This is a genomic window from Streptomyces sp. NPDC004629 (assembly GCF_042873595.1).
Lineage (GTDB): Bacteria > Actinomycetota > Actinomycetes > Streptomycetales > Streptomycetaceae > Streptomyces.
The window spans coordinates 245,454-270,921 of the sequence record NZ_JBIALO010000003.1 but is presented as its reverse complement, the minus strand read 5'-3'; the positions used below and the strand labels follow the sequence as shown (position 1 = coordinate 270,921).

General features: G+C 70.7%; 21 protein-coding genes, 2 tRNA genes and 1 pseudogene. 11 read left to right on the top strand and 13 right to left on the bottom strand.

The window, feature by feature from the left end:
- Positions 1 to 471, top strand: a complete 471-nt coding sequence (locus ACFYTE_RS06490) for a PPOX class F420-dependent oxidoreductase (protein ID WP_388705727.1) — start codon at positions 1 to 3, stop codon at positions 469 to 471.
- A gap of 572 nt (positions 472 to 1,043) precedes the next feature.
- On the opposite strand, the gene ACFYTE_RS06485 is transcribed toward ACFYTE_RS06490, so the two are convergent.
- From ACFYTE_RS06485 to ACFYTE_RS06450, 8 genes and pseudogenes are all read right to left on the bottom strand, one after another.
- Positions 1,044 to 1,817: a TetR/AcrR family transcriptional regulator gene (locus ACFYTE_RS06485; protein WP_388705724.1), complete on the bottom strand. Its 774-nt coding sequence runs from the start codon at positions 1,815 to 1,817 to the stop codon at positions 1,044 to 1,046.
- A 110-nt stretch (positions 1,818 to 1,927) separates the two neighbouring features.
- Positions 1,928 to 2,884: pseudogene (locus ACFYTE_RS06480) on the bottom strand (MFS transporter); the annotation flags it as partial.
- Between the two features lie 121 nt (positions 2,885 to 3,005).
- A complete protein-coding gene (locus tag ACFYTE_RS06475) occupies positions 3,006 to 5,237 on the bottom strand; it encodes an ArnT family glycosyltransferase (protein WP_388705723.1) in 2,232 nt (743 codons plus the stop codon).
- The gene (locus ACFYTE_RS06470) at positions 5,234 to 7,006 is read right to left on the bottom strand and encodes a glycosyltransferase (protein ID WP_388705720.1); all 1,773 of its coding nucleotides are present in this window, start codon (positions 7,004 to 7,006) and stop codon (positions 5,234 to 5,236) included. The genes ACFYTE_RS06475 and ACFYTE_RS06470 overlap by 4 nt, the downstream gene beginning before the upstream one ends.
- A 14-nt stretch (positions 7,007 to 7,020) precedes the next feature.
- On the bottom strand, positions 7,021 to 8,670 hold the full coding sequence (locus tag ACFYTE_RS06465) for an ATP-binding protein (RefSeq protein ID WP_388705718.1): 1,650 nt from the start codon (positions 8,668 to 8,670) through the stop codon (positions 7,021 to 7,023).
- Positions 8,667 to 9,407 carry a response regulator transcription factor gene (locus ACFYTE_RS06460; RefSeq protein ID WP_388705715.1) on the bottom strand — a complete coding sequence of 247 codons (741 nt, stop codon included), beginning with the start codon at positions 9,405 to 9,407 and terminating at the stop codon, positions 8,667 to 8,669. The genes ACFYTE_RS06465 and ACFYTE_RS06460 overlap by 4 nt, the downstream gene beginning before the upstream one ends.
- A 129-nt stretch (positions 9,408 to 9,536) precedes the next feature.
- A complete protein-coding gene (locus ACFYTE_RS06455) occupies positions 9,537 to 10,436 on the bottom strand; it encodes an amidohydrolase family protein (protein ID WP_388705712.1) in 900 nt (299 codons plus the stop codon).
- Positions 10,437 to 10,521: 85 nt separating this feature from the next.
- Positions 10,522 to 11,415 (bottom strand): DUF2797 domain-containing protein, encoded by an 894-nt coding sequence (locus ACFYTE_RS06450; RefSeq protein WP_388705710.1) that lies wholly within the window; start codon positions 11,413 to 11,415, stop codon positions 10,522 to 10,524.
- Positions 11,416 to 11,900: 485 nt separating this feature from the next.
- Between ACFYTE_RS06450 and ACFYTE_RS06445 the strand changes: the two genes are divergently transcribed.
- Complete coding sequence (locus ACFYTE_RS06445; RefSeq protein ID WP_388705707.1) at positions 11,901 to 12,413, top strand: hypothetical protein; 513 nt, start codon at positions 11,901 to 11,903, stop codon at positions 12,411 to 12,413.
- 45 nt (positions 12,414 to 12,458) lie between these two features.
- On the opposite strand, the gene ACFYTE_RS06440 is transcribed toward ACFYTE_RS06445, so the two are convergent.
- A complete protein-coding gene (locus tag ACFYTE_RS06440) occupies positions 12,459 to 13,340 on the bottom strand; it encodes an NAD(P)-dependent oxidoreductase (RefSeq protein ID WP_388705704.1) in 882 nt (293 codons plus the stop codon).
- A 96-nt stretch (positions 13,341 to 13,436) separates the two neighbouring features.
- Here ACFYTE_RS06440 and ACFYTE_RS06435 point away from each other — a divergent pair, with 96 nt between their 5' ends.
- The 4 genes from ACFYTE_RS06435 to ACFYTE_RS06420 all read left to right on the top strand — a co-directional run bounded on the left by ACFYTE_RS06435 (position 13,437) and on the right by ACFYTE_RS06420 (position 19,372).
- The gene (locus ACFYTE_RS06435) at positions 13,437 to 13,793 is read left to right on the top strand and encodes a winged helix-turn-helix transcriptional regulator (RefSeq protein ID WP_388705701.1); all 357 of its coding nucleotides are present in this window, start codon (positions 13,437 to 13,439) and stop codon (positions 13,791 to 13,793) included.
- 168 nt (positions 13,794 to 13,961) lie between these two features.
- On the top strand, positions 13,962 to 14,771 hold the full coding sequence (locus tag ACFYTE_RS06430; protein ID WP_388705699.1) for a MerR family transcriptional regulator: 810 nt from the start codon (positions 13,962 to 13,964) through the stop codon (positions 14,769 to 14,771).
- 311 nt (positions 14,772 to 15,082) lie between these two features.
- Positions 15,083 to 17,566: a hypothetical protein gene (locus ACFYTE_RS06425; protein ID WP_388705696.1), complete on the top strand. Its 2,484-nt coding sequence runs from the start codon at positions 15,083 to 15,085 to the stop codon at positions 17,564 to 17,566.
- A gap of 771 nt (positions 17,567 to 18,337) precedes the next feature.
- The gene (locus ACFYTE_RS06420; RefSeq protein WP_388705693.1) at positions 18,338 to 19,372 is read left to right on the top strand and encodes an IS110 family transposase; all 1,035 of its coding nucleotides are present in this window, start codon (positions 18,338 to 18,340) and stop codon (positions 19,370 to 19,372) included.
- A gap of 137 nt (positions 19,373 to 19,509) precedes the next feature.
- On the opposite strand, the gene ACFYTE_RS06415 is transcribed toward ACFYTE_RS06420, so the two are convergent.
- The gene (locus ACFYTE_RS06415; RefSeq protein WP_388705690.1) at positions 19,510 to 19,980 is read right to left on the bottom strand and encodes an NUDIX domain-containing protein; all 471 of its coding nucleotides are present in this window, start codon (positions 19,978 to 19,980) and stop codon (positions 19,510 to 19,512) included.
- Between the two features lie 2 nt (positions 19,981 to 19,982).
- Positions 19,983 to 20,726, bottom strand: coding sequence for an XRE family transcriptional regulator (locus ACFYTE_RS06410; RefSeq protein WP_388705687.1), 744 nt, complete (start codon positions 20,724 to 20,726; stop codon positions 19,983 to 19,985).
- A gap of 107 nt (positions 20,727 to 20,833) precedes the next feature.
- Here ACFYTE_RS06410 and ACFYTE_RS06405 point away from each other — a divergent pair, with 107 nt between their 5' ends.
- The 4 genes from ACFYTE_RS06405 (at position 20,834) to xerC (ending at position 24,186) form a co-directional block, all read left to right on the top strand.
- A complete protein-coding gene (locus ACFYTE_RS06405; protein ID WP_388705946.1) occupies positions 20,834 to 21,076 on the top strand; it encodes a hypothetical protein in 243 nt (80 codons plus the stop codon).
- 195 nt (positions 21,077 to 21,271) lie between these two features.
- Complete coding sequence (locus ACFYTE_RS06400; protein WP_388705684.1) at positions 21,272 to 21,715, top strand: glycine-rich domain-containing protein; 444 nt, start codon at positions 21,272 to 21,274, stop codon at positions 21,713 to 21,715.
- A 69-nt stretch (positions 21,716 to 21,784) separates the two neighbouring features.
- The gene (locus ACFYTE_RS06395) at positions 21,785 to 22,621 is read left to right on the top strand and encodes a protein kinase (protein ID WP_388705682.1); all 837 of its coding nucleotides are present in this window, start codon (positions 21,785 to 21,787) and stop codon (positions 22,619 to 22,621) included.
- A 581-nt stretch (positions 22,622 to 23,202) separates the two neighbouring features.
- Complete coding sequence (gene xerC / locus ACFYTE_RS06390; RefSeq protein WP_388705679.1) at positions 23,203 to 24,186, top strand: tyrosine recombinase XerC; 984 nt, start codon at positions 23,203 to 23,205, stop codon at positions 24,184 to 24,186.
- Between the two features lie 91 nt (positions 24,187 to 24,277).
- On the opposite strand, the gene ACFYTE_RS06385 is transcribed toward xerC, so the two are convergent.
- Together ACFYTE_RS06385 and ACFYTE_RS06380 are read right to left on the bottom strand one after the other, a co-directional pair.
- Positions 24,278 to 24,350: transfer RNA gene (locus ACFYTE_RS06385), tRNA-Arg, on the bottom strand.
- A gap of 198 nt (positions 24,351 to 24,548) precedes the next feature.
- Positions 24,549 to 24,639 (bottom strand) — tRNA-Ser (locus ACFYTE_RS06380).
- Between the two features lie 171 nt (positions 24,640 to 24,810).
- On the opposite strand from ACFYTE_RS06380, the gene ACFYTE_RS06375 reads away from it, so the two are divergent.
- The gene (locus tag ACFYTE_RS06375) at positions 24,811 to 25,335 is read left to right on the top strand and encodes an SSI family serine proteinase inhibitor (protein ID WP_388705677.1); all 525 of its coding nucleotides are present in this window, start codon (positions 24,811 to 24,813) and stop codon (positions 25,333 to 25,335) included.
- Positions 25,336 to 25,468 lie beyond the last annotated feature (133 nt).

Genomic DNA, 25,468 nt, shown 5'->3' with positions numbered 1-25,468 from the left:
ATGGCACCGAACATCGCGACGAACACCACCGTCTCCCTCGACGAGCTGCTGGACTTCGTGCGGCCCCGGCACCGGGCCGTCCTGCTCACCCGGCGGACCGACGGCGGCCCCCAGGCATCGCCGCTGACCTGCGGGGTCGACGACTCCGGCCGGATCGTGGTCTCCACCTACCCGGAGCGCGCCAAGACCCGCAACGCCAAGCGGGACGAGCGGGTCAGCCTGATCGTGCTCAGCGACGACTGGAACGGGCCGTGGGTCCAGGTCGACGGGACGGCGGAGGTCGTCGACAGCCCGGACTCCGTGGAGCCGCTGGTCGAGTACTACCGGAACATCGCCGGTGAACACCCGGACTGGGACGAGTACCGCGCGGCGATGCTCAAACAGGGCAAGTCGATCATCCGCATCACCCCCACCCGCTGGGGCCCGGTGGCCACCGGCGGCTTCCCGGCCCGCCTGGTCGAACAGAACTGACCCCGCCGGGGCGGCGGCCCCGACCGTACAGGACCAGACCCAGCACGGCAGCCAACCCACCCGAACAGAACCAGGCCCGACGCGGCAGTCACCCCACCCGAACAGAACCAGGCCCGGCGGGGCATGCAGCCACGTCCGAACAGAACCAAGCCAGCGGAGCAGCCGACCGGCTCACACCCAGGACCACGCGACCGGGACGCCCCGCCCAGCCCCCGGCGGCGCGACTCCCCGGTAGGGCACGCAACAACTCACAGCGAGCAACACGCGGCCGGGACGCCCCCCAACCCCGTCGCCACCGCGGCAGCTCCCCCGTGGGGCACGTGGTGGCTCACACCGAGGAGCGGGGGGGGCGGGATGCACGCGCGCCACTTCAGCCCCACCTCGCCAGGGGAGCCACCCGCCATCGCGGCTCCCCTGGGAAGGGCACGCAACAGCTCACGCTGAGGAACACGCCGCCGCAGGACCCCTCAACCCCGCGGCCACCGCGGCAGCTCCCCGTGGGCGCGTGGTGGTTCACGCTGAGGAGTGCGCGGCTGGGGCGGGCCGGCGGCCATGTCACCGTCGTCGAGTGGCTACGGCTCGGGGCTGGTTCTTCGGACCATCTCCTCGATGCCCGCGATCAGGAGGTCCAGGGCGAAGGCGAAGTCCCGTTCCAGCATCTCCTCGACCGTGTCCCCGCCGCGGGCCTCCAGGATGTCCCTGGACTCCTTGATGACCTCGGCGGCCTGCGGGGCCGCGGTCACCGCGGTCATGGCGGTGCGGTGGTACTCGTCCGGGGTCATGCCGGTCGCCGCGACCCGGGCCGCGAAGTGTCCCTCGATCGTGCCGAAGCCGTACACGAACTGGAAGACGGCCGAGATGGCGCCCATGATGCCGTGCGCGGGCAGCCCGGAGCGGCGCACGATCTGCTGCACCCGGCCGGAGAAGCCGAGCGAGTTCGGGCCGATGTTGAGGTAGCGGCCGGCCAGCGGGGACAGCCACGGGTGCCGCACCAGCAGCGCGCGGTACTCCCGGGCCAGCGCACGCAGTTGGTCCCGCCAGTCCTCGCCCGCCTCCTCGGGTCCGGGCAGCCGCAGTTCGCCGAAGGCCGCGTCCAGGGCGAGTTCGAGCAGGTCGTCCTTGGTGTCGACGTACCAGTACACGGACATCGCGGTGACGCTCAGTTCGGCGGCCAGCCGCCGCATGGAGAACCGGGCGAGCCCCTCCGCGTCCAGCAGCCGCACGGTCGCCTCGGTGATCCGCTCCCGGTCCAGGCCGGACGGCTGCCCGCCGCCGCGCCCGCCACGGCGGGTCTTCCCCTCCAGCCAGACACTGGTACGCGCCGCCCGCCCGGCCGCCTCCACCATCGACGCACCTTCCTGATCTCCGACCACTTGGCACGATGCTAGGCCCGTGAGGGCCTCGGTGACCCCCCGCGATCACCCCGTGCCCGCACCCCGGGGCGCCGGCCGGACCGTCAGGCGAGCACCCGCTGCGCCCGCCGCAGCAGCCCACCGGCCACCAGCCCGCCGGCCAACATGGCGACCGCGCCCACGAGTTGGCCCGCCTCCAGCCCCGAAGCCAGCCCGCCCGCCGCGGCCCGGGAGCTGAGCACCGCGCCGAGCACCGCGACCCCGAGCCCGTTGCCGAACTCCGCGAGCGTCCCGTTGATCCCGGCCCCGACCCCCGCCCTGGCCGGCGGGATCGAACTCATGATGGCGTGTGCCATCGCCGGGTTGGCGATCGCGCAGCCGCCGCCGATCAGCAGCAGCCCGAGCAGGGTTCCGGCGTAACCGCCGGAGGCCAGCAGGGCGATGGACACCAGCCCCGCCGACATCAGCGCCATGCCCAGCACGATCGCGAGGGCGAGCGGCGCCGTGCGCAGACCGGCCTCCAGGGGGCCGTAGCCGAGGACGAACTGCAGGCTGGGTGAGCAGGAACAGCGCCCCGCCCAGGCCGAAGCTGATCAGCACCGCCCCGCTCACCGCGCCCGTGAACCGGCGGTCACGGAAGAAGTGCAGGTCGAGCATGGGTACGGGACGCGGCTCTCCCAGCGGGCGAAGCACGCGAGGACGATCACCGCGACGAGGGCGCTCACCAGCACCTGGGCCGACGACCAGCCGTGCACCGGGCCGGAGATGATCGCGAAGACCAGTCCGGCCATGCCGATGGTGGCGAGCACGGCGCCGAGCAGGTCGGGCCGGTCGCCCTCGGGGTTCTTCGACTCCGGTACCAGCGCCACGACCGCCACCAGCGCCAGCGCGACGACCGGCAGGTACATCAGGAAGATCGCGCCCCACCAGAAGTGGTTGAGCATGAACCCGCCGATCAGCGGTCCGCCGGCGAAGCCGAGCGCGTTGACCGCGCTCCAGATGCCGATCGCCTTGGGCTGTTCCTCGGGCGCGAAGATCTGCATCGCCACCGCCAGGCCAGTTCACGGGTGAGCGATCGACGTGCTGTACACCGTAAAACAGTTCCTATACGGCGTACAACGGACAAGGGAGCGGGGTGGTGACCGCGGTCCCGGCCACCGCCCCGCTCCGTACGGCCGGTCCTCAGCCGCCGCTCGACTGCTGCGTGAGGTCGTAGAAGGTGGCCGAACCGACCGTCACCTTCTTGAAGTTGCTCTCGACCCACCAGGTGATCTGCGAGGCGGTGCCGCTGTCACTGCCGCCCATGCCGCCACTCGTACCGCCGCCGGCGATGAAGTAGTGGATCCTCCCGTCCGCCACGTACTGCTTGAACTGCGCCAGTGTCGGGGACGGGTCGGTGCCGTTGAAGCCGCCGATCGCCATCACCGGCTCACCGGTGGCCAGTTGGTAGCTCGCGGCGTTCTGGGAGCCGATGGACGCGGCGACCCAGGTGTACGTCCCGGCGTCCGCCTCCAGCAGCTTCTTGGCCTCGGAGCCGACCGTGGCACCGTCGAGCAGACCGCCGGCGCCACCGCCGCCCATCCCGCCGCCCTCGCCGACGCCCGGGAAACCGTTGCCGTTCTGCTGACCCTGGCCACCGCCGTCGCCGTCCTGCTGGTTCTGACCGGGCAGGCCGCCACCCGGGAAGCCACCGGTGCCACCGCCGGGGAAGCCGTTGCCGTTCTGCGTGCTCCCGTTGCCGTTCTGCGTGCCCCCGTTGCCGTTCTGCTGGTTCTGGCCCGGCATGCCGCCGCCCAAGCCGCCCCGCATGCCGCCGCCGGGACGGCCGCCGAAGCCCATCGCGCTCGCGCCCGCCGGACCAGCCGTCGGAATGGAGCCGGTGTGCGCCGAGTCGACCGTACTCAGGGTGTACGCAGTCGGCCCGGCCAGCGCGGCGACGAGACCCACGGCCGCCGCCCCGAGGGCCAGCCGGCGCGGCGCCCGGCCCGCGAAGACCAGGCCCAGCGCGGCGGCCAGGCCGCCGATCAGGACCAGCCAGCGCAGCCAGGGCAGATGGTCCGGGGTGCGGTTGAGCAGGACATAGCCCCAGGCGGCGGACGCCACCACGGAGGCCGCGAGGGCGATCGACGCCCAGGTCTCGGCCCGCCGCTCCCACAGCAGACCGGCGCCCATGCCGATCACGGCCGCGAGGTAGGGGGCGAGGGCGACCGTGTAGTACTGGTGGAAGATGCCCGCCATATAACTGAAGACGATCATGGTCATCAGCAGCGAGCCGCCCCAGACCAGGAATCCGGCCCGGGTCACCGAGGCACGCCGGGCCCGCCGGGTGGCCCACAGGCCGGCCACCAGCAGGATCAGCGCGGCCGGGATCAGCCACGAGACCTGGCCGCCGATCTCGGCGTTGAACATCCGGTCCCAGCCGGTCTCGCCCCATTGGCCGGTGCCGCCCGGGCCGCCACCGCCGCCGACGCTGCCCGTCTCCTCGCCGTTCAGCCGCCCCAGGCCGTTGTAGCCGAAGGTCAGCTCAAGGAAGGAGTTGTTCTGCGAGCCGCCGATGTACGGGCGGGACGAGGCGGGCCACAACTCCACGACCGCCACCCACCAGCCGCCGGCGACGACCATCGCCGCCGTGGCGAGGGCCAGTTGGACGAACCGTGTACGCGGCCGCACCGGGGCGCAGACCGCGTACACGACCGCCAGCGGCGGCAGGATCACGAACGCCTGCAGTGTTTTGGCGAGGAAGGCGAAGCCGACCGCGACGCCCGCCCAGACCAGCCACCGGGTGCGCCCGTCCTCCACGGCACGCATCACGAAGTAGCAGGCCAACGCCATCAGCAGGGCCAGCATCGCGTCCGGGTTGTTGAAGCGGAACATCAGCGCCGCGACCGGGGTGAGCGCAAGCACGGCGCCCGCGATCAGACCGGGCACCGGGCCGGACCGGCGCCGCACCGCGGCATGGACGACGGCGACGGTGCCGACGCCCATCAGCACCTGCGGGATGAGGATCGCCCACGAGTTCAGGCCGAAGATCCGCACCGACAGCTCCATCGGCCACAGGAACGCCGAGGGCTTGTCGACGGTGATCGCGTTGCCCGCGTCCAGCGAGCCGAAGAAGAACGCCTTCCAGGACGTGCTGCCCGCCTGAACGGCCGCCGAGTAGAAGGAGTTGGCGTAACCGGATGCGCTCAGGTTGTACAGGTACAGCAGCGCGGTGGCGAGCAGCAGGCCGAGGAGGGCCGGGCGCGTCCAGCGCGGGTCGCCCGGACGTCCGCGCCACAGTCTGCGGGCGAGGGGCTGCTTCGGCTCGCCCGACTCGGGGGCCGGGGCCGGGCCCTGTGACGGGGGAGCGGTGGGGGGCGGGCCCCATGAGCCGGGTCCTGTCCGGTCGGTCGGCTGGTCGTAATGGGTGGTCATCGGGCATCCCCCGGGTCGGTGTCGTGAAGGCGCACCGGGTGCAGTCGCACGGTGGCGTCCCTCCAGTTCCCGTCCACACCGTCGCCGGCACGGAGTTGGGTGGTCTGGTGCGGTTGCTGTACTTGTCGGGCGCGCTGGACCTGGTGCCGGTCTTGCGCCTGCCGCAAGTTCTGGCCCTGCTTCAGGTCTTGCGCCTGCTGCGGTTGCTGGTTCTGCTGCGGTTGCTGTGCTTGTTGCGGGTGCGGCGTGGGGCGTCGCGGCAGCGGGGCTCTCGGCCGGGGCTGGCGGGGCCCCGGGGGGAGGTGGGCGTCGGACAGGGGCCGGTCGGGAGAGCCCGGACGGACCGGGTAGGCGGCGGCCTGGTGCGGGGAGACGGAGCCAGACTCGCGACCGAACCCGGAGCCGGACTCAGGACCGGACTCGCGGCCAGGCCCGTGGCCGGACTCGGAGCCGGACCCACGGCCAGACCTCACACCGGACCCGGAGACAGGCTCCGGGCCGGGCCCGGGGCTGAACTCGGCGTCGGGCTCGGGGTGGTCTGGGAACACCCACGCGCGGAACAGGAGGAAACGCAGCACCGTCGCCGCGAGGTTCGCGGCGATCAGCACCGCCAATTCGGTGGAGTGCGCGGGATCGCCGGCGGCCGCGTCCAGGGCGGCGAGCGAGCCGCTGGTCAGGGCGAGGCCGATGCCGAAGACCACCAGACCCTGTGCTTGGTGCCGTACCGCGCCGCCGCGACCGCGCACCCCGAAGGTCAGCCGCCGGTTGGCCGCCGTGTTGGCGACGGCCGAGACCAGCAGGGCCGCCGCGTTGGCCACCTGGGAGCCGGCGAACTGCCGGAAGACGCTGTAGAGGAGCAGGTAGAAGAGGGTCGACAGGCCGCCGACCACGCAGAACCCGACGAGTTGCCGGGCCAGCCCCGTCGGTACGTCCTGGATCTCGCGGTCGCGCGGGTCGTCGCCGAACGGCCGGGTGAGCCGGTCCAGCGGCAGCGAACCGGTGGCCAGGGCCTTGCCCACCCGCCACAAGCCTTTGAGGTCGTCGGTCGCCGTCCGCACGATGTGCACCGTCGAGTCCGGGTCGTCGACCCAGTCGACCGGCACCTCGTGGATGCGCAGCCCGGCCCGCTCGGCGAGCACCAGCATCTCGGTGTCGAAGAACCAGCCGGTGTCCTCGACCAGCGGCAGCAGCACCTGGGCGACCTCACGCCGGATCGCCTTGAAGCCGCACTGCGCGTCGGAGAAGCGGGCCTGCAACGAGCCGCGCAGGATCAGGTTGTAGGAGCGGCTGATGAACTCCCGCTCGGCGCCCCGTACCACCCGCGACGAGCGGCTGAGCCGGGAGCCGATCGCGAGGTCGGAGTGGCCCGAGATCAGCGGGGCCACCAGCGGCAGCAGCGCGTTGAGGTCGGTGGACAGGTCGACGTCCATGTAGGCGAGGACCGGGGCGTCCGAGGCGGACCACACGGCCCGCAGCGCGCGCCCGCGTCCCTTCTGTTCCAGGCGGAAGTCGACGACCTCGGGGATCCGGGCCGCGAGGCGGGCCGCCACCTCGGGGGTGGTGTCCGTGGACGCGTTGTCCGCGATCGTGATGCGGAACGCGTACGGGAAGGTGCGCGTCAGATGCTCGTGCAGTCTGAGCACGCAGGGCCCGAGGTCCTTCTCCTCGTTGTAGACGGGGATCACTACGTCCAGGACAGGCGTACCGGCGTCGCCGGCCGGGAGGTGCTCCCGCGCCGGCAGGGTGCCGGGAGAAGAGTCGGTTCGCATGTCCCCGACTGTCGTCAGGCGCCCTGTTCCGCCCATGTGCCGGCGCTGTGCTGCGCCTGTGAGTGCGATGACCGCCGCGGTTCAGCGGTCGGCCGGGGCAGCGCCGGGTGCGGCGCGGGCAGGTGGACGGTGAACACCGTGCGCCCGGGGACGCTGTCCACGGTGACGGCACCGCCGTGCGCGGTCGCGACGGCCTGCACGATGGCCAGGCCCAGACCGGTCGACCCGGTGGATCTCGACCGTGCGGAGTCGCCCCGCGCGAACCGTTCGAACACGTGCGGCAGCACCTTCGCCGGGATGCCCTGGCCGTCGTCCTCGACGTCGACGCACAGCCACGGTCCGCGCCGCTGTACGCGGGCGGTGACCGTGGTGCCGGGCGGGGTGTGGTTGCGGGCGTTGCCCAGCAGATTGACCAGGACCTGTTGCAGCCGGGCCGCGTCCGCCGACACGAGGGCCGGTTCGTCGGGCAGGTCGAGCCGCCAGGTGTGGTCCATGCCGGCCGCGCGGGCGTCGCTGACGGTGTCCACGACGAGCGGGACGAGATCGGTCTGTTCGAACTGCAGGGGCCGGCCCGCGTCGAGCCGGGCGAGCAGCAGCAGATCCTCCACGAGCAGCGTCATCCGGCCCGCCTCGGACTCGATGCGGCGAAGCGCGTGCCGGGTGTCGGGGCCGACCTGTTCCCGCCCGCGCCGGGTCAGTTCGGCGTAGCCGCGGATGGAGGCCAGTGGTGTGCGCAGTTCGTGGCTGGCGTCCGCGACGAACTGCCGCACCCGCGTCTCGCTCTGCTGGCGGGCGTGCAGGGCGCCGTGCACATGGTCGAGCATCCGGTTGAGTGCGACGCCGACCCGGCCGACCTCGGTGTGCGGGTCGCACTCGGACTCCGGGACCCGCTCGCTGAGGTTCACCTCGCCGGAGTGCAGGGGCAGTTCGGAGACCCGGGTGGCGGTGGCGGCGACCTTGCGCAGCGGCCGGGTGGCGACGCCGACCAGGACATGGCCGGCGATCCCGGCGGCGACCAGACCGGCGGCGGTGACGCTGACCTCGACGAGGATCAGGGTGTTGATGTTGTCGTCGGTGTCCTTGGTCGGTACGGCGACGTAGTAGCTGCCCTTGGGTCCGGTGACGTACTGGGCGCGGTAGCTGCCGAGGCCGGGGATGTCCACGGTGTGCATGCCGCCGTCCCGGGTGACGGCGCCGAGGGCCGCGAGCTGGGCCTCGGTCAGCGCCTTGGGGCTCATGTCGTAGGTGTGGTCGGACTTGTGGCCGACCTTGCCCTCGGTGACCACGCCGTCCTCGACCTGGGCCGCGACCGTGTACTGCGGCTGCGGGCCCCGGGTGACGAAGTCGGACAGGTCGAGCGCCTTGCCCTGCTGGTCGTCGTCCGGGACGGGGACGCCCTTGCCCTGGACGGGCGGGGCGAGCAGGCCCAAGGCGCGCGCCCCGACCTCGGCGAGCTGGCCGTCGAGCTGCTGGTACAGGTGCGAGCGCAGCGCCAGGGTGGTCACGGTGCCGATCACCGAGCAGACCACGGCGATCAGCACGACGGATGCGACGACGAGCCGCGTCCGCAGGGTGCGCGGCTGTCCCTTTCCCGGTCTCGGCTTCGCTCGATCGGGGGGACCCCCACGTCGCTGCTGCGTACGCGGCCGTCGGCGCCCGCTCATGACACGGCGGGTTTGATCAGATATCCGGCGCCGCGCCGGGTGTGGATCATCGGCTCGCGCCCGGCGTCGATCTTCCGGCGCAGATAGGAGATATACAGCTCGACCACGTTGGCCTGGCCGCCGAAGTCGTAGGACCACACGCGGTCGAGGATCTGCGCCTTGCTCAGCACGCGGCGCGGATTGCGCATGAGGAAGCGCAGCAGCTCGAACTCGGTCGCGGTGAGGTGGATGTTCTCGCCGGCCCGCGCGACCTCGTGGCTGTCCTCGTCGAGGGTGAGGTCGCCGACGACCAGGACGGAGTCGGAGCGCCGGTCGGCGGCGCCGGACCGCCGGATCAGGCCGCGCAGCCGGGCGACGACCTCCTCCAGGCTGAACGGCTTGGTGACATAGTCGTCGCCGCCTGCGGTGAGTCCGGCGATCCGGTCCTCCACCGCGTCCTTCGCGGTCAGGAACAGGACCGGTACGTCCGGCAGTTCGCGGCGCAGCCGGCCCAGCACGGTCAGCCCGTCCATGTCGGGCAGCATCATGTCCAGGACGACGGCGTCGGGCCGGAACTCACGGGCGCTCTGCACGGCGCCCTGCCCGTCACCCGCGCTGCGGATCTGCCAGCCCTCGTATCGCAGAGCCATGCTCAGCAGTTCGGTGATCGACAACTCGTCGTCCACCACAAGCACTCGGACGGGGCTCCCGTCCGGCCTCAGCAGTTCGGTGCGCCCCTGGGGCGAGGTCGTGGTCATGGTGGACACCCTGACGAGAGGCTCTGAGAGCGCCCTTTCAGGTGTCTGTGATTTCCCTGAGAAACCCACAGGCGCCGCTCAGGGAACTCCTGGGAACGGCATGAGCCGCACCGGTGCCGCCGGTGCGGGTCACAGCCGGAACAGCCGCGCCCCGTTGTCGTGGCACACCGCCCGCAGCCACGCGTCGCCGAGGCCGAGCCGTTCCAGGGCGCGCAGCTGATGGACGTACGGGTAGGGGATGTTGGGGAAGTCGGAGCCGAGCAGGACGCGGTCGCCGACGTCGGCCAGGCGGGGCAGGGCGCGCCTCGGGAAGGGCGCGTGGCCCTCGCTGAAGTCCGTGAACGCCATCGTCGTATCGAGCCGTACCTGCGGGTACCGCTCGGCCAGCGCGAGGAAGTCCTCGTACTCGGGCATGCCGAGGTGCGCGACGACCAGCCGCAGCCGCGGATGCCGGGCCAGCACCCGCCCGATCGGCTCGGGTCCGGTGTGCTTGCCGGGCGCGGGCCCCGAACCGCAGTGGATCACCACCGGGACCCCGGCCTCGGCGAGCAACCCCCAGACGGGATCGAGGAGTCCGTCGGCCGGGTCGTACGCCCCCACCTGCACATGCGCCTTGAAGACCCGGGCGCCCTCGTCGAGCGCCTGGCGGACGTAGTCCGGGGCGTCCTCCTCGGGGAAGAGGGTGGCGGTGTGCAGACAGTCCGGTGTGCGGCCGGCGAAGTCGGCGGCCCAGCCGTTGAGCCAGCGGGCCATGCCGGGCTTGTGCGGATACAGCATCGCCGTGAAGGCCCGTACGCCGAACTCCCGCAGCAGCGCAGACCGTTCGCCCTCCTCGGTGCGGTAGGTGATCGGCCATTCGAGGCCGCCGGTGAGCGGGCCGAGCCCGTCGAAGTACGCCCAGACCTTGTGCAGCACCCGCTCGGGCATGAAGTGCGTGTGCACGTCCACCAGCCCCGGCAGCCCGAGCCGCCCCCAGAACCGCCTGACTTCGGCGGCCTCGACGGCAGGCTCCGCCTCAGTACCCGTCACGCGCGCGCTCCCCAGCGGTGATCGCTCATGTCCCCCACGATCGCCGACGGCACCCGGGCTGTCCACGCCCGGCCGTGGGGACCACTCAGAAAAGCTCGTCCTGAACCCCCGTCTCCTCCCGGAACCTCCGCACGGGCACCGTCACCCCACCACCGGCCCCACCGACCCCGGGCAGCGCCGGAACCAGCTCCCATCCGGTCATCAGCCGGGTGTCCAGGACGACCGTCCCTCGCTCGGTGGCGAGATGCAGATCGGGCCCCGCCACCGCGACCAGCGCACCGCTCACACCCCCGCCCGCGACCAGCTCGCTGACCTCGCCGTAGGCGGTCGCGAGGCCCGCCGTCAGCCCGAACACGCCGGCATGGTCGACGGGCCGGAACGGCTCCCTGACCAGTGCCTCGGGCCAGGCGTCGAGCGCCACGGCGCGCGCGTGCAGTGCCTCGATCTCGACCGCGCGCTCGGCCGGTGTGCCGGGCAACGCCGACCGCACCGCCCGTTTGACGCCGTACGGGATCCGGTCGGGCACCCGCAGCGCGGCCCGCAGCAGTTCCTCGGCGCGGCGCGCGGCCATCAGCGGGCCGCGGGCGAGCCAGCTGAAGCAGACGGCACCCTGTTCGAGGAGACGCGCCGAGCCCCGTTCTTCGGCGGTGATCCCAACCTTGACCAGGTCCGGTCCGAACCACGCCAGATACACGTGGTACGGCCGGGGGTCGTCCGCGACGGTGTCGGCGGCCACGGAGTGCGCCCGCTCCAGCCGTGCGCACTCCTCGCACCGCGCGCCAGTGCTCCGCCCCGACACGGCCGCCCGCACCGGGCAGGGATGCCCGCGCGCTCCCCCACATGTCCGCACACCCCCCTCCACAACCCCGAAGGCCACCCGTTTCCCCCGAGGCAGCGCACTCCTACGCCCCCCGTCCCACGCCAGCACGGGGCCGTCCACGGCCCACCGCAGCCCCGCGCACTTCCACGCCTGTGCCATCACCCCCGACACTAGACCCACCCGCTGACAACGCCCCTCGCCTCGTCGGACGGTCAGGCCCCGGCGGTCAGCTCCCCGCCTCCGCGACCGCCGGCCGGGGGCCCTCGGGAGCCGGGCCGTTCGCCACCACCGCCGTAGCCCGCCGCCCGCGTCCCGCGAGCCGACAGGCCACACACCCGGGATGTCCGCCCCACGGACCCCGGCCCCCCACACCGCACAGACGGCCGGGCCCACCAAGCCCCGCCCCACGAGCGCCGCCGCCGCACGGACCGGGCCCGCCAAGCCGCCCCACGGACCCCGCCCCCACTCACCGCACAGACGACCGGGCCCACCAAGCTCCGCCCACGGGCGCCGTCGACGCACACACCGCACAGACGGTCAGGTCCGCCAAGCCCCGCCGCTCGGGCGCCGTCAACGCACGGACCAGGCCCGCCCGCGCCGCCGCCGCGTGCCCTCGGACGGTGGGGTGCGGCTAGGGTCGCCCCATGGGTGCCGCCATAGCCGCCATGGTCACTGCCGTCGTCGGGGTCCTCGGCACGCTCTTCGCGCCTGTGGTCACGACCTGGGCGGCCAAGCGCCAACGGGCCGAGGAGCGCCGGACCGAGGAGAACAGACGGCGCTTCGAGGAGCGGCGCTCCGCCTACACGGCGATGAACCGGGCCTCCCGCCACTTCCACACCATGCTGAAGGACGCCCTGCACCGGCTGCGGGACGGTGTCTACACCGACGACGACCGCGTCCAGGTCGAGGAGGCACGCCGCGACTACCGCGACCGCTACGCCGAGGCCCAGATGATCGTCCCCGAGACGGTGCTCAGGGCATCCCGCGAGGTGAACGCCGTCCTGGCCGCGGCCGACGCCACCGCCAAGCGCATCGATCGCGGCCTGACGCGCGCAGGGGAAAGCGCCGAACAGGCACTCCTGGACCTCAAGGCCGCGGAGCCCCGGCTCACCGCCCTGCGCCGCATCATGCGCGAGGACCTGGGCCTGCCCGACTGACCCGGCCCGTGCGGGGACGACCAGGGGCGGGGTCCAAGCAGCCGGTCAGCGGACCAGCAGATCGATCAGGCCCGTCAGATCCTCGTCGCCACCGCCCTCGGCCAGGCGGCGGCGCATCAACGCGAAGTACGGGCTGAGCAGTTCCGGGCTGACCCCCTGCTGTGCGGCGGTGCTCAGAAAGGTGGGCGCGCCGGCCGCCTGCATGGCGAGACGGGAGACGACGCCCTCGGTGTAGTCGCCGCTGCGCAACCGCTCCGCGGTCCGGTGCACGCCCGGCGCCATCGCGACGAGCCAGTCGGCGAGCAGCGGGGCGAGCGACGTGGGATCGATGTCCTCCTTGCGGATCAGGGCGAAGGCGTGCGCGGCCCCGGCGAACATCCCGTACATGGCACTGAGCAGGGCGATGTCGTGCAGGGCCGCGAAGCCCGCGTCCTGGCCGACGTACGTGGTGCCGGCGGGGACGCCCAGCGTCTGCCGGTGCCGCTCGAACAGTTCGCGTGAGCCGCTGTAGAGGACGTAGCCGCCGGCCTGCGGGACGCCGATCATCGGAGGGACGGCCATGATCCCGCCGTCCAGGTAACGGGCGCCGCGCTCGCGGGCCCAGGCGGCGCGGGCGCGGGCCTGTGCCGGGGTGCCGGTGGTGAGGTTGACCAGGTCCCGGCCGGTCAGGTCGGTGCGGGCCAGCGCCTCGCCGACCGAGGCGTCGTCCAGCAGACAGACCACGAGCAGGGTGTTCGCCGCGACCGCCGCGGCGGCACTGTCCGCGACCGTCGCGCCCTCGGCGGCGAGCGCCGCCGCGCGGGCCGGGGTGCGGTTCCAGACGGTGAGCGGGTGCCCGGCGACGAGCCAGGCACGGGCCAGCGCGGTGCCCATCGCGCCGAGGCCCAGCAGCGTGACGGGAGCCTTCTCAACGGTGTTCCGTGTCATGCCGATCAGGCTGGTCACAGGCCCGCGGCCGATCAAGTACGCACTTCGGAGTGGGTGGTTACCCTGAGGTGAGCGAGCACGTCGGAAGGGTGGGGCATGACCACGCTGAACCGGCCGGGCGCACCGGACGGGCATGTCTGCGGGATCGACGCCGCGATGGAGGGGATCGGCGGCAAGTGGAAGGTGCTGATCCTCTGGGCGCTCCACGAGCACCCCCACCGCCGCTTCGGCGAACTGCGCCGGCTGCTTCCAGGGGTCAGCGAGAAGATGCTGGCCTCGCACCTGCGCGAGCTGGAAACGGACGGCATCGTGCGCCGCATCTCCTACGACGAGGTCCCGCCCCGCGTCGAGTACTCACTGACCGACGACGGCACCCGCCTCAACGAAGCCCTCCAGCCCCTGGCGGCCTGGGGCCGCACCCGGCCCACGCCCGTGACACCGGCCGGCGCCTGACGCAGGCTCGTGCGGGGCCACTTGGCGAGCCGTCCCATCCTTCCTCGCCTTCCTCGCCTTCCTCGCCTTCCTCGCCTCGTACGGCCAAGGCCGTCTGCGTCGTCTGCGTCGTCTGCCGTGAACGGCACTGCTTGACCTTGTCGCAGCGACAACGTTTCTACTGGTGCCATGCGAATCGGAGAGCTAGCCGGCGTCGTCGGCGTCACCGCCCGCGCCGTGCGGCACTACCACCGCATCGGGCTGCTGCCGGAGCCGCCGCGGCAGCCCAACGGATACCGCGAGTACACGCTGCGCGACGCCGTCGAACTGGCCCGCATCCGCCGTCTGACCGAGCTGGGCCTCAGCCTGGACGAAGTGAAGGACGTGCTGGCGGACGACGCGGGCAAGGACTTCGTAGAGATCCTCGCCGAGTTGGACGCCGACCTGGCCCGTCAGGAGGAGGCCATCCGAGAGCGTCGCGTCCGCCTTGGCCACCTCCTCAAGCAGGCCGAGCGGACCGGGCGGTTGCCCGCCGAGGCCCCGGTCTCCCCCGAACTCGCCGCGCTCTTCGTCACCATGGCCCGCGCGGCGGCGCGGCTGCCCGGACCGGAACCGGCGATGGCGGCCAAGGAGCGGGAGCTGCTGGCCCTGCTGGAGACCGGCTCGCCGGGCGGCGACCGCGGCTGGCTCCACGCCATGGGGCAGAGTCTGAGCGCCGACGCCGAGGCCGTACGGCGCACCTACGCGGCATACGCCCGGATGGATGCACTGGCCGAGGCGGCCGAGGACGACCCACGGGTGGATGAGACCGCGCGGGCCATCGTCGGGAGCATCCCGGACGAGGTGGCGCAGGCGCTGATCGCCGCGGACGGCAAGGACGGATCAGAGGAGGACGGCTTCACGGATGCCCTCTTCGCCGAATTCGCTCCTGCCCAGGTGGTGGCGGTGCTGCGCACCATGCTCAACCCGGCCTGGCGATCAACCGCCACCGCACCCTGAACCCACCCGCCACGACCCGCCGACTTCAGCCCCCGTGAGGGCGGTGGGTGGGACGGGTGGCCTGGCGGCATGACGGGCCCGCGCAGGGATGAGCCCGAGGTCCACCGAGGCCGGCCAGTAATCGAACGCAGGCTCCTGCACTTCACCTTAGAGTGGGCTGATCGACTCCTGTGGATGAGCCGGGAGTTGATTCTCAAGGGGAAGAGACAGGGGGGCATTTGATGTCCGGCTTTTTGGGTGGGCGGTTCCGAAGACCCGCTGGGGTGGCAGTGAGCGGGGCGTTGGTGACGGCTTCGGTGCTGCTCGCGCCCATGGCGAGTGCCACGGATGGAGAACCCGCCACGGTAGGCCTGGTCTCCGCGGTACAGGATCCGGCACACAGCACGGCGCCGAGTGCCGAGGTGGGGGACGGTGGCCGTGTCGAACTCGTCGACGGACGGGACGTCCGGGTCACGGCGGACCCGGAAGGCTCCGGGGGCCACCCGGCCCGCTACACGGTCGCCGCCACGAACGGCACGCTTTCCGTACGGCCGACAGGAAAGTCCGCGGCGGACCGTACGGCTGCCAGGCTTCCGCTGACAGCGACGGGCACCCGCACGGGCACCATGCGCAGCGGTCTTACGACGCGGAGCGCCGCCGCGTCGACGTACACGGTGAAACTGAGCATCACGCACGCCGACGTCAGGTCCAAGCTCTTCTACGTCTGGAACCGCAAGACCTGGACGTCGTACGCCGTCAACAGCAACACCGTAGGGGGCACCTCAAGCGTGAAGCTGCCACCGGGCGACTACTTCTCAGTGGCGTTGCACGACGACTGGATGGAGCCGAGCTACCTGCTCACCCGGACCTTCACCGTCGGTTCGGCCGCCACCACGGTCACATTCGACCAGCGCGCGGCCAAGGAAACCGCGATCCGTACCGATGACACCACCGCCGCCCGGGACTCCTCCGCCGTGTGGATCAGCGTCCCGGGCGGCGACCTGGCGGGCTTCGCCGGCGGGGGGCCCGACAAGGTGTACGTCACCCCGTTCTCGGTGCCTGGTGTCTCGCTGCGCCTGCACGAGGTGCTCGGCAAGAAAGGCGCGTCCGCGAGCGTCCCCAGCGCCTACCGTTACGACCTCACGCACAGCTTCAACACCACGGTGCCGGCCTCGCCCATCAAGACGGTCCGTACCTCTGCCCTGGCGAAGACCGTCACGAAGGTCAACGCCCCGGGCACCCGCACCACCGCGACCCTGGAGAGCGTCCCTTCCTCCGGCGAGTGGACGGGCGTGTTCATCGGCGCCTCGGTGCCGGCCGCCGGTTCCGTCACCGAGTACGTCACCCCCGGCATCACCTACAGCCGCTTCCTGGACTACGGCACCGGCGAGCTGAGCCTGAACCTCCCCGATCGCACCCTGCCCGCCGGGACCAGTGCGGGCGAGGTGCTGGGCGCGGCCCCGCTCCAGCCGACGCGCGGCCAGTCGATCGGCTCACAGCGGTCCTTCGGGAAGATCCGGCTGTACGAGCCGAGCGCCTTCGGTGACACCGCGGGCCACACGGCCAACGACTTGCGCGCGACCTACGCCTACAAGCTGGCGTCCGACGGCGTCACCTACGCCCAGGCCTCGGGCCTCGACAGCTCCCACGCGCTGACATCTTCGAGCCTGCCGTCGTTCGAGCGGACGTACACCCTCGACCAGAGGGTGCACCGCCGTGTCCCGTACTCCCGGTTGTCCACGGACGTCCACAATGAGTGGACGTTCCGTTCGGACTATGCGGAAGGCAAGGAACTCCCGCTGATCGATGCTCAGTTGAAGGTCTCGGGGCTCGACGGCCTGGGTCGCGCGGCTGCCGGGGCGGTACGGATCGACGCGAGCGCGAGCACCCGCAGCACGGCGGCAGAGGCGAACACCAGGGTCACGGGTCTCGCGTACTCCACGGACGACGGCACGAGCTGGACCGACCTGCCCGTCGCGGCCGACGGCTCCGCCACGCTGGACGTACCCGCCACCGCCTCCTTCATCACCCTGCGCGTCACCGCCGCCGACGACCAGGGAGGCAGCCTCCGCCGCACCATCGCGCGGGCGTTCGGGGGCCCGGCCCCGCAGAGCGACAAGACGGTGGGTGCGACCCGTATCTCGAACATCGTGGTGAACGGCGGAAAGCCGGTCGAGCTGACCGACGAGCCGTTGCAGGTGTTCAAGGCGAAGTTCACCGCGACCGACCCGTCGGGGATCGCGAGCGGCGACATGTACCTCTACCGGGGCTCGTACGCCACCCCCGACGCCGTCCTCTACGGCACGTGGCCGGCGACCTGCACCAAGGCCGACGCGACCACGTCCACCTGCGTGACGCAGTTCGCCTACATCCAGCCGCGCTGGACCCTCGGTCGTAACTCCCTCGCCGGTGTCTGGAAGGTCGCCGCCTGGGCCGAGTCCGCGGACGGCACGGGGTACGTCGATCTGCACGCCGCCAAGTCACCGTCCGTGGTGCGCGATGCGAGGGTGACGGCGAACGCGTCCCCCGAGCCGGTGACCAAGGGCAAGACGCTCACGATCACGGGCAAGCTCTCCCGCGCGGACTGGGAGACGCTCGGCGGCTATCACGGATACGCCGGGCAGAAGGTGAAGCTCCAGTTCAGCAAGAAGGCGACGTCCGGGTACACGACTGTGAAGACGATCTCCACCAGCAGCACGGGAGGTCTGAAGACCACGGTGAAGGCGTCGACGGACGGCTACTGGCGATACGCCTTCGCTCGCACGTCCACCACCGCGGCCGCCACCTCCACCGGCGACTTCGTCGACGTCCGCTGACTTCGCCCGCCCTGCCGGACCCCCGGATCCGATCCGGGGGCCCACCCTGACCAGCCGCCTCGGCCCGGCCAGCGCCTCGGCCCGGCGAGGGCGTAGGCCGCCATGGGCGGTACCGGGGCGAGACCCGGTGATCCAAACCCCGTTGCTGTACACCCCTGAAACGCAAGAGGCCCCGGATCGCTCCGGGGCCGATCCGTAGGATCGGGCAGCGCACTATGAAGACTGCCTGCGGCCCCTCACTCCGTTCGCACAGGTTGGCGATCATGTGCGCCTGTGTGCCGTCGTTGCCGTCAGCGCTGCCGTCACCTCCGAGCGATGGTGTAGCAGCGATTCGACCTGGCCTCGCGCACCAGGCGCGGACTCGCAGCGACTAGGACGAGTCGGATGCGGACTTCCGTCACATCAGACCAACCCGCGCTCCTGCCTCCGGCCTAGGATTGCCGCCCCGAAGCGTATGCAGAGTAGTCAACCGCTTGAATCCGAGTTGGGAGCACGTCCCAACCGATCTGCTCCTACCGCCCAGACAGGCAGCATATTAGAACACAAGTTCTTGTGACTAGTCGGTATGCAGCCGTAGCGTCCAGGGTGTCGGTCGGCACGGGCCCGCAGTGCTCCTTGCCGCCCTCGGGCTGGCTCACTGATAGCGTGCCGCCGCCGGCCGACACCCCCGCGGTGTGGCTCGACAGAGGCATGAAGGTGACGCAGTGACTTCAAGTCAGGGTGCCCACCGCACTCCCCGTCCTGTCTCATCGAGCGCGAGGGCAGCAGCCTGTGATCCTGATCGGTGTCGATCCCCACAAGTCGTCCCACACCGCCGTCGCCGTCGACGTCGCCGGCCACCAGGTGGCCCAGCGCCGGTTCGTGGTGAACTCCGGCACCTTCCGCCAGCTGATGCGCTGGTGTGAGCAGTGGCCCGACCGTCGTTTCGCGGTCGAGGGCGCCGGCGGCCTGGGCCGCTCGCTCGCCCAGCAACTGGCCGCCGTGGGCGAGAACGTGGTCGACGTGCCCTCCACCCTGTCGGCCCGGGCTCGGCTGCTCGCCACTGGCGGAGACCGCAAGACCGATGCCAAGGACGCCCTCCACGTCGCTCAGGTCGCGCTCTTCCGCCATGACCTGCGCCTCGTGGTCCAGGAAGACCAGACCACGATCCTGCGGTTGCTGACTGAGCGGCGGGACGACCTGGTCCACGAGCGCACCCGCGTCCTCAACCGACTCCATGCCGTCCTGCGCGATCTCCTGCCCGGCGGAGCACCCACCGGCTTGTCGGCCGACAAAGCCGCCGCCTTGATGAAGGGCATCCGGCCGGTGACGGCCACCGACAACTGCCGCCGGGACATAGCCCGTGACCTGCTGGCCGACCTGCGCAGACTGGACCGGCAGGTCAAGGACAACGAAGCTGAAATGCGCGAGGCCATCGCTGCGACCCGCACCACGTTGACCACCCTGCCGGGCCTGGGCATTGTGCTGGCCGCGAAGGTCCTCGGCCACATCGGGGACATCAGCCGGTTCCCCACCGAGCACCACTTCGCCAGCTACACCGGCAGCGCACCCCTGGACGCCTCCAGCGGCAACAACGTCCGTCACCGGCTCAACACCGGCGGAAACCGCGCGCTCAACTCGGTCCTGCACACCATCGCCGTCTGCCAGATCCGCGACGGCGGGCGCGGGCAGGACTACTACCTCCGCAAGATCGCTGAGGGGAAGACGCCTTCGGAGGCCCGCCGGGCCCTCAAGCGACGCCTCTCCAACGTGGACTACCGGATCATGAAACGAGATCAACGGAACCATCTCGTTCAAGCCGCTTGACACACAGAGGCGCTGACAGGTCGGGTTGAGCAGAGTGGCTGCCGGGTTGAACAGCCGTCAATGTGCCCTCCCAACGACTTGGAGGGTGAGTTGTGAGTCGCCTCCATCAGAGTTACCGTTCACCGCGGTCTACGAGATCAGCCGAGATAGGGCCGATCACGGTGCTCCAGGAAGTGACGGATCCGGAACCGCTGCGTATGGTGCATCGGCAGCTGATCGATCTCCTCCGGCTGGACGAACCGCAGCTCCGTGGACTCGTCCGAGATCGCGAGTCGGCCGCCGATCATGCGGGCGGTGAAGCAGATGTTGAACTGTCGGCGCACCTCGCCGTCCGAGTAGGCGATGACGTGGCGGGGGTCGGTGTACGTGCCCACGAGCCCGGTGATCTCCACGTCCAGACCCGTTTCCTCCTTCACCTCGCGGACGGCCGTTCCCGGGAGTGAGTCAGTCATCTCCATGCCGCCACCAGGGAGCGCCCAGAGATCGTTGTCCCGGCGACGCTGAAGGAGCACGCGCCCTTCGTCGTCGGTAACCACGGCGGACGCGGCGACCACCAAGCTGTTCGGCTCCGGTGCTGCCGGGTCGTCGTAGTACTCGGTCCGTGCCATGGTCACCCTTCTGTCACTGGCGTCGCGGTCTCCCACACCGCATCGAAGCTGCTGGCGTAGGTGTCGAACATGCCGCCCTCTCCGCTGCGCCGAAGATGCCACACGGGAGCACCGTAGGCGTTCACGCCCCAGACGTGGGCATTGACCATCGCCTGATCGTCCGCACGATAGATCGAGTTGTAGAGCGTGGTGGCGTGGGTCCGCACCTCGATGCCGGATACCCCGGCAAGGGGGCGATAGTGCATGAGGGCAAGTCGGCACCGGGACTCGATCCCGTGACCGAACTTCTCCTCCGTGCCGCGCTGTTGGACATTCACGCTGTCCGGATTTCCGATCGCGATACGGACTGCACACCCGTCGGCAGCTCGCTCTCGCAGCAGGTCGTTGAGCCGCGGGTACGCCTCGTGCAGGAAGACGGCGGCATACACCAACACGTCGATGTGCTCGTGGGCCTGGGCCAGCATGTCCACGAAGGTGGAGAGGGGGATGTCCGCCCGCTGGTCGTAGAGGGCCACTAGTTCCGGACTGACAGCGCGGGCAGGGCGTGCCTGCCGGAGCGCGGGCCATAGAGCGTGCACGTCTTCTCCTAGCGTTTCCGCTGCCAACATGGCTGTGGCACGGCGCGGCGTACGCCCCAAATTGACCCATCGTTCCACGGACTTGGGATCGACTTCGACCTTGTCCGCGAGGGCGGTGTACGTCCAACCGCCGGCCGCCATGGCAGCACGTAGCCTCTCGTTCGGCATCCCAATCTCTCCTAACACTCGGGGACGGCACTAGGGACGTTCTACCCGACGCGGGACGTCCCAAAGTGGCGTTTGTTGGAGGTTCCGACGTCCCCATGAGCGACAGGATGCTCGTGCACATGGCGAGCAACCAGCAGACCAGACCAGGCATCGGTGAACTGGCGAAGGACACCTCCAGGAACCGCATCGGCGTCGTCATGGATGAGGTCGGCTGCCGTGTGCAGATAAGGCCGATCGGCGGCGGCGCCGAGTGGGACGTTATGCCGGACAACGTGGAGCCGCCGAGTGCGCGGGAGGAACTAAGCGCACGTCTGGCCATCAAGAACCGCAACCGTCGGGCCGGGCTGTGATGCGCGTTATCAGCCGGTACGCGGGAGTCCTGTTCATCGTGGTGATCAGCGGGTCATGCGGCCTGGTGATCGGCATGGCTCTCGCCATGGGTCAGTAGACGGGTCGCCCCGGACGGGTGCCATTTCCCGGTTCTCCCCTCTCCGTTCGGGGCCGGCCATTCAACCAACGCACCGTCACACACAAGGAGTAGTCGCATGACTGCAACGGCGAACGATCAGAAGACCGGTCGCGCGGTGGCTGGTGAGGAGCTGTTCGAGAGCCTCGCCCACTTCGTGGTCATCCACAATGGGCAGTCGCCCGACCGTGCCGAGCGGATCGCGGACCAGGCGGTGGCCTTCGTGGTCACGGCGGCTACCGCCACGATTCCCATGGTCCCGTCGGATGACGTCGACCTCGGTCTGCACGCGCTCATCCTGCACACGAAGGAGTACGCGGAGCTGTGCGAGCGATACGCGGGCAGCTTCCTGCACCACAACCCGAAGCCGGGTGGAGGGGCCCGCGACCCTGAGAAGGTCGCCGCCTCGGCACGTGCCATGAAGGCGGCCGGTTTCATGGTCTTCGACGATCTGTGGACCGTGGACGGCACGAACCTCGCTCAGTGCGACTCGGACTGCGGCCGACCGTACGGACAGGCGTAGCACACAACAGCAGCAACGCGGCCGACCTTGACTCGTGGTCGGCCGCGTTCGCCCGGAAGGAGAAGCGAGTTGCCCGGCTCAACCCCTGAACCGCCGATCGTGGTGCTCGACGCGCTCATGCCCACGGCTCAGCGCCTGGTCCTCAATCGTCGGGGCTCCATGGTCTGGGAGGTGGAGGGCCCTCGCGGCCGCCACGCCGTGAAAGTCGGCTATCCGATCGAGGCCACGGCCGACTGGCCCGCCCAGCCCTGGGCCGCGCTCGCGCCCGCCCGCGAGGGTGCTGTGATGTATCGCCTCGGCTTCGCTGACTTTGCTTACGGCGAGTGGGAAGACGGGACCTGGAACTTCCAGCCGTGGCGTGAGGGGCCGGACCTGTACCAACTGTGGGAGCCCTGCCGTAGGCCAGACTCCTCCATCACACCGCACGCCACTGTGGCATTGGGCTGCGTCGAGGCTCTGGCAGAACTCCACGCCAAGGGCTGGGCACACGGTGACGTACAGCCCGCCCACTTCATTATCGGGCCGGAGCGGACGCACCTCATCGACCTTGCCCTTTCCCGAGGTGGAAGTGTGCCCGAGGGGTACGACTTCCCGTTCCGCGGCTGCCTCGTCCACTACGAGGCACCGGAGATCGCCCGCAGCGTGCTCGACACTGGGGAGGCCGAGCCGACGCCGGAAGCGGACATCTACGCGCTCGGCGCTTCCTTGCTGATCTCAGCCACGGGCTGGCGGGCGGTCGAGTATCCGGACGACGCTCCGCGCCCCGTGCAGCGAGAGGCCGTAGCGAACGGCCGACGTCGGCCCGTGAAGGCGTCTGGTGAGCTGGGCGAACTGATCGACGCGATGCTTAGCCATGCTCCCGAGGATCGGCCCACCATCTACGAGGTGGGTAAGGCCCTGAGCTGATCCCGAGCCTTGGTTCATCCGGCGTCGCTCGCGCGGCTGAACCCAACAATGGCTGTTGCGGTTCGGCCGATGGAAGCCCTGCTCTGACTAGAGCCACCGAACGTCAGCCAGGGCGGCGGGTGCGCCGACTGAGTACCCGTCACGTGTGTCTCCAGCGACCCCGTTCCGGCCTCAGCCACGCTTCCTCCATTCGTCACGGGCCGTACCGCGATCCGACCTGAGCGTTGCCGACGTGGCCCGTCCACTGAGTTCGGGCTGCGGCTCTGCGGGTCATGTGCCTTGGAGTGGTGGGCTGTTGAGTGGCGTGGTCGCGCTTGGCGGGTGTCGGCCTGGTCCTGGTGCTCGGGCTGGTCGGGTTGCTTCCTGCTCTGGCTGTTCGCCTTGGCTGTGCTGCGCGCTGAGCGGGTGGGGGCCGCCGGAGCGGCGGCGGAGACAAGGAGCGGCGGCGGCCCTTGGCCGCCAGCGCGCACGGCCCGCCATAGGCGGGCCGCGTCTACGGCAAGACCTGGGACGAGGCGCACGAGAAGCTGACCAAGCTCAAGGCCGACTCCCTCAACGGCCTGCCGGTCGCCACCAACAAGATGACGATCGCCGAGTACCTGACGTACTGGCTGACGAACGTCGCCAAGGGCAAGGTCCGCAGGACGACCTACGTCAACTACGAATCCCTCGTCCGTAACTACGTCACCACGGAGTTCGGCAAGAAGAAGCTGGTCCGGCTCACCGCTCGCGACATCCGCGCCTTCCTCGCGAAGACGGCGGTCACCTGCCAGTGCTGCGCGCAGGGCAAGGACAGGAAGCGGCCGGAGCACAAGCGGCGCTGCTGCGCCCTCCGGAAGTGCTGCAAGAAGCTCCCGTCTGACCGGACCGTGCGCTTCCTGCTGGTGATCCTGCGTGCCGCTCTCCAGCACGCGGTACGCGAAGACGAGTTGCCCCGCAACGTGGCCCGGAACGTGGAGCTGAGCATGGGAACCAAGCGCGAGATCGAACCGCTCACCGCCAAGGAGGGGCGTCAGCTCCTGGCGGCGGCCCGCGACAACCGCCTGTGGGCCGCGTACGAACTGGCGGTCCGCATCGGCCTCCGGCGCGGTGAGCTGCTGGGGCTTCGCTGGTCGGACGTGGACCTTCACGAAGGCGTGCTCACCGTTCGGCAGGCCCTACAGCGCGTCGGCGGTGAACTGCTGATCGTCGCGCCGAAGACTCAGCGCTCGGCTCGTCGCGTGGCCCTGCCGTCCGAGTGCGTCACGGCGCTCCGTGCCCAGCGGGCGCAGCAGATCGCCGACCGGAAGGGCGCCGGGGACAACTGGAAAGGCACTGGTCAGGGCCTCGTCTTCACCACCAAGAACGGGACCCCCATCGAGCCGCGCAACCTGAACCGCTCCTTCGAGGTGCTGTGCGTCCGCACCGGCGTCCGCAAGGTCCGCTTTCATGACCTACGCCATACCTGCGCCTCGCTCCTCCACGAGCAGGGCGCCGCCTTCGATCGTGTCGGCGACGCGCTGAGGGGTGACGGCAACGGTCCGGACGACGATGACGGCGCGGCCGGTGTCCCGGTAGCCGTCTGATCGGCCTCCGAATCCGGTTGCCGTCAAACACTGCCGTCAAGGCATGAAGCAGAGGCCCTGTGGATCACTCCACAGGGCCTCTGACATGCTGCGCACTCGGCAGGATTCGAACCTGCAACCTTCTGATCCGTAGTCAGATGCTCTATCCGTTAAGCTACGAGTGCTTGTGTTGTTTTTCTTGCCGCTCTTGGTCCTTCTGGCCCGCTCGCGGCGACAGGAAGAACATTACATGACTGCCGCCGCCATGTGAAATCCATTCCGCTCATCCCTTGTGACCTGCGAAAACACCCGGACGGCGGGGTGGCGGGGGCAACGACATCGAGGCCCCGGTCCGTGGGGACCGGGGCCTCGGTGATCAGGTGCGGAGGCGGAGGGATTTGAACCCTCGATGGGCTTTAAGGCCCAAACCGCATTAGCAGTGCGGCGCCATAGACCGGACTAGGCGACGCCTCCAGCACTACCCCTCACGCGAGCGCGCGAGTGGTGCGTGCAGATGATGACACAGTCGAGCGTGCTGTCACCAATCGCCCCCCACGGTACTAGGCAGGCGGGCCGCAGAGCAAAGCCCTTGTCCTCGGCGGGCCTGCCGCGCAACGTCCGGCGGTCTCAGGCGTTGGTCAGGTCATGTTGCTGGTCACCTCGCGAACCGTCGGCTCCGCCGTCGCCCTCGCCGCCGCCTCCGCGCTCTCCGTCACGGCGCTCTCCGCCGTCGCCGCCGCCACGCCCGCCGCCACCTCCATGGCTGCCACCTCCGGGGTCACCGGAGCCGCCTCCGCCTCCGCGCCGCCGCCCGTCCGGGACGAGGACCGGCCCGGCGGCTCCGGCGACCGGCTGATCGTCACCGTGCGCTACGCCGGCCCGGGGCAAGACGGGACGTACGAACTGGTCTGCCACCCCGCCGCCGGCAGCCACCCGGACCCGCGGAGGGCCTGCGCCACCGTCGACCGGAACACCCACTGGGGCAGCGATCCGTTCGCGCCGGTCCCGGCGGACAGCGTCTGCACGATGATCCACGGCGGACCGGCGACCGCCCATGTCACCGGCAGCTGGGCCGGACGCCCGGTGGACGCCACGTACAACCGGAGCGACGGGTGTGAGATCGCGCGGTGGAACCGCATGGTGCCGCTCCTGCCCGACCTGGGTTCCTGACAGCCCAACGGCGAACCACAGCGAGTCACACCACTTGCCCGCGGCGCACAGCCGCCGTAGCGGCCAGCCGTAGTGGCCGGCCGCAGCGCCCGCCCGCTGCGGCCATACGCGGCAGTGGTCCGGCGCGCCCGAG

Excerpts from the sequence above, each read along its gene's own strand:
- ACFYTE_RS06490 (WP_388705727.1), top strand. The coding sequence starts at position 1 with ATGGCACCGAACATCGCGACGAACACCACCGTCTCCCTCGACGAGCTG.
- ACFYTE_RS06485 (WP_388705724.1), bottom strand. The coding sequence starts at position 1,817 with ATGGTGGAGGCGGCCGGGCGGGCGGCGCGTACCAGTGTCTGGCTGGAG.
- ACFYTE_RS06475 (WP_388705723.1), bottom strand. The coding sequence starts at position 5,237 with ATGACCACCCATTACGACCAGCCGACCGACCGGACAGGACCCGGCTCA.
- ACFYTE_RS06470 (WP_388705720.1), bottom strand. The coding sequence starts at position 7,006 with ATGCGAACCGACTCTTCTCCCGGCACCCTGCCGGCGCGGGAGCACCTC.
- ACFYTE_RS06465 (WP_388705718.1), bottom strand. The coding sequence starts at position 8,670 with ATGAGCGGGCGCCGACGGCCGCGTACGCAGCAGCGACGTGGGGGTCCC.
- ACFYTE_RS06460 (WP_388705715.1), bottom strand. The coding sequence starts at position 9,407 with ATGACCACGACCTCGCCCCAGGGGCGCACCGAACTGCTGAGGCCGGAC.
- ACFYTE_RS06450 (WP_388705710.1), bottom strand. The coding sequence starts at position 11,415 with ATGGCACAGGCGTGGAAGTGCGCGGGGCTGCGGTGGGCCGTGGACGGC.
- ACFYTE_RS06445 (WP_388705707.1), top strand. The coding sequence starts at position 11,901 with ATGGGTGCCGCCATAGCCGCCATGGTCACTGCCGTCGTCGGGGTCCTC.
- ACFYTE_RS06440 (WP_388705704.1), bottom strand. The coding sequence starts at position 13,340 with ATGACACGGAACACCGTTGAGAAGGCTCCCGTCACGCTGCTGGGCCTC.
- ACFYTE_RS06435 (WP_388705701.1), top strand. The coding sequence starts at position 13,437 with ATGACCACGCTGAACCGGCCGGGCGCACCGGACGGGCATGTCTGCGGG.
- ACFYTE_RS06430 (WP_388705699.1), top strand. The coding sequence starts at position 13,962 with ATGCGAATCGGAGAGCTAGCCGGCGTCGTCGGCGTCACCGCCCGCGCC.
- ACFYTE_RS06425 (WP_388705696.1), top strand. The coding sequence starts at position 15,083 with ATGGCGAGTGCCACGGATGGAGAACCCGCCACGGTAGGCCTGGTCTCC.
- ACFYTE_RS06415 (WP_388705690.1), bottom strand. The coding sequence starts at position 19,980 with ATGGCACGGACCGAGTACTACGACGACCCGGCAGCACCGGAGCCGAAC.
- ACFYTE_RS06410 (WP_388705687.1), bottom strand. The coding sequence starts at position 20,726 with ATGCCGAACGAGAGGCTACGTGCTGCCATGGCGGCCGGCGGTTGGACG.
- ACFYTE_RS06405 (WP_388705946.1), top strand. The coding sequence starts at position 20,834 with ATGCTCGTGCACATGGCGAGCAACCAGCAGACCAGACCAGGCATCGGT.
- ACFYTE_RS06400 (WP_388705684.1), top strand. The coding sequence starts at position 21,272 with ATGACTGCAACGGCGAACGATCAGAAGACCGGTCGCGCGGTGGCTGGT.
- xerC (WP_388705679.1), top strand. The coding sequence starts at position 23,203 with ATGACGATCGCCGAGTACCTGACGTACTGGCTGACGAACGTCGCCAAG.
- ACFYTE_RS06375 (WP_388705677.1), top strand. The coding sequence starts at position 24,811 with ATGTTGCTGGTCACCTCGCGAACCGTCGGCTCCGCCGTCGCCCTCGCC.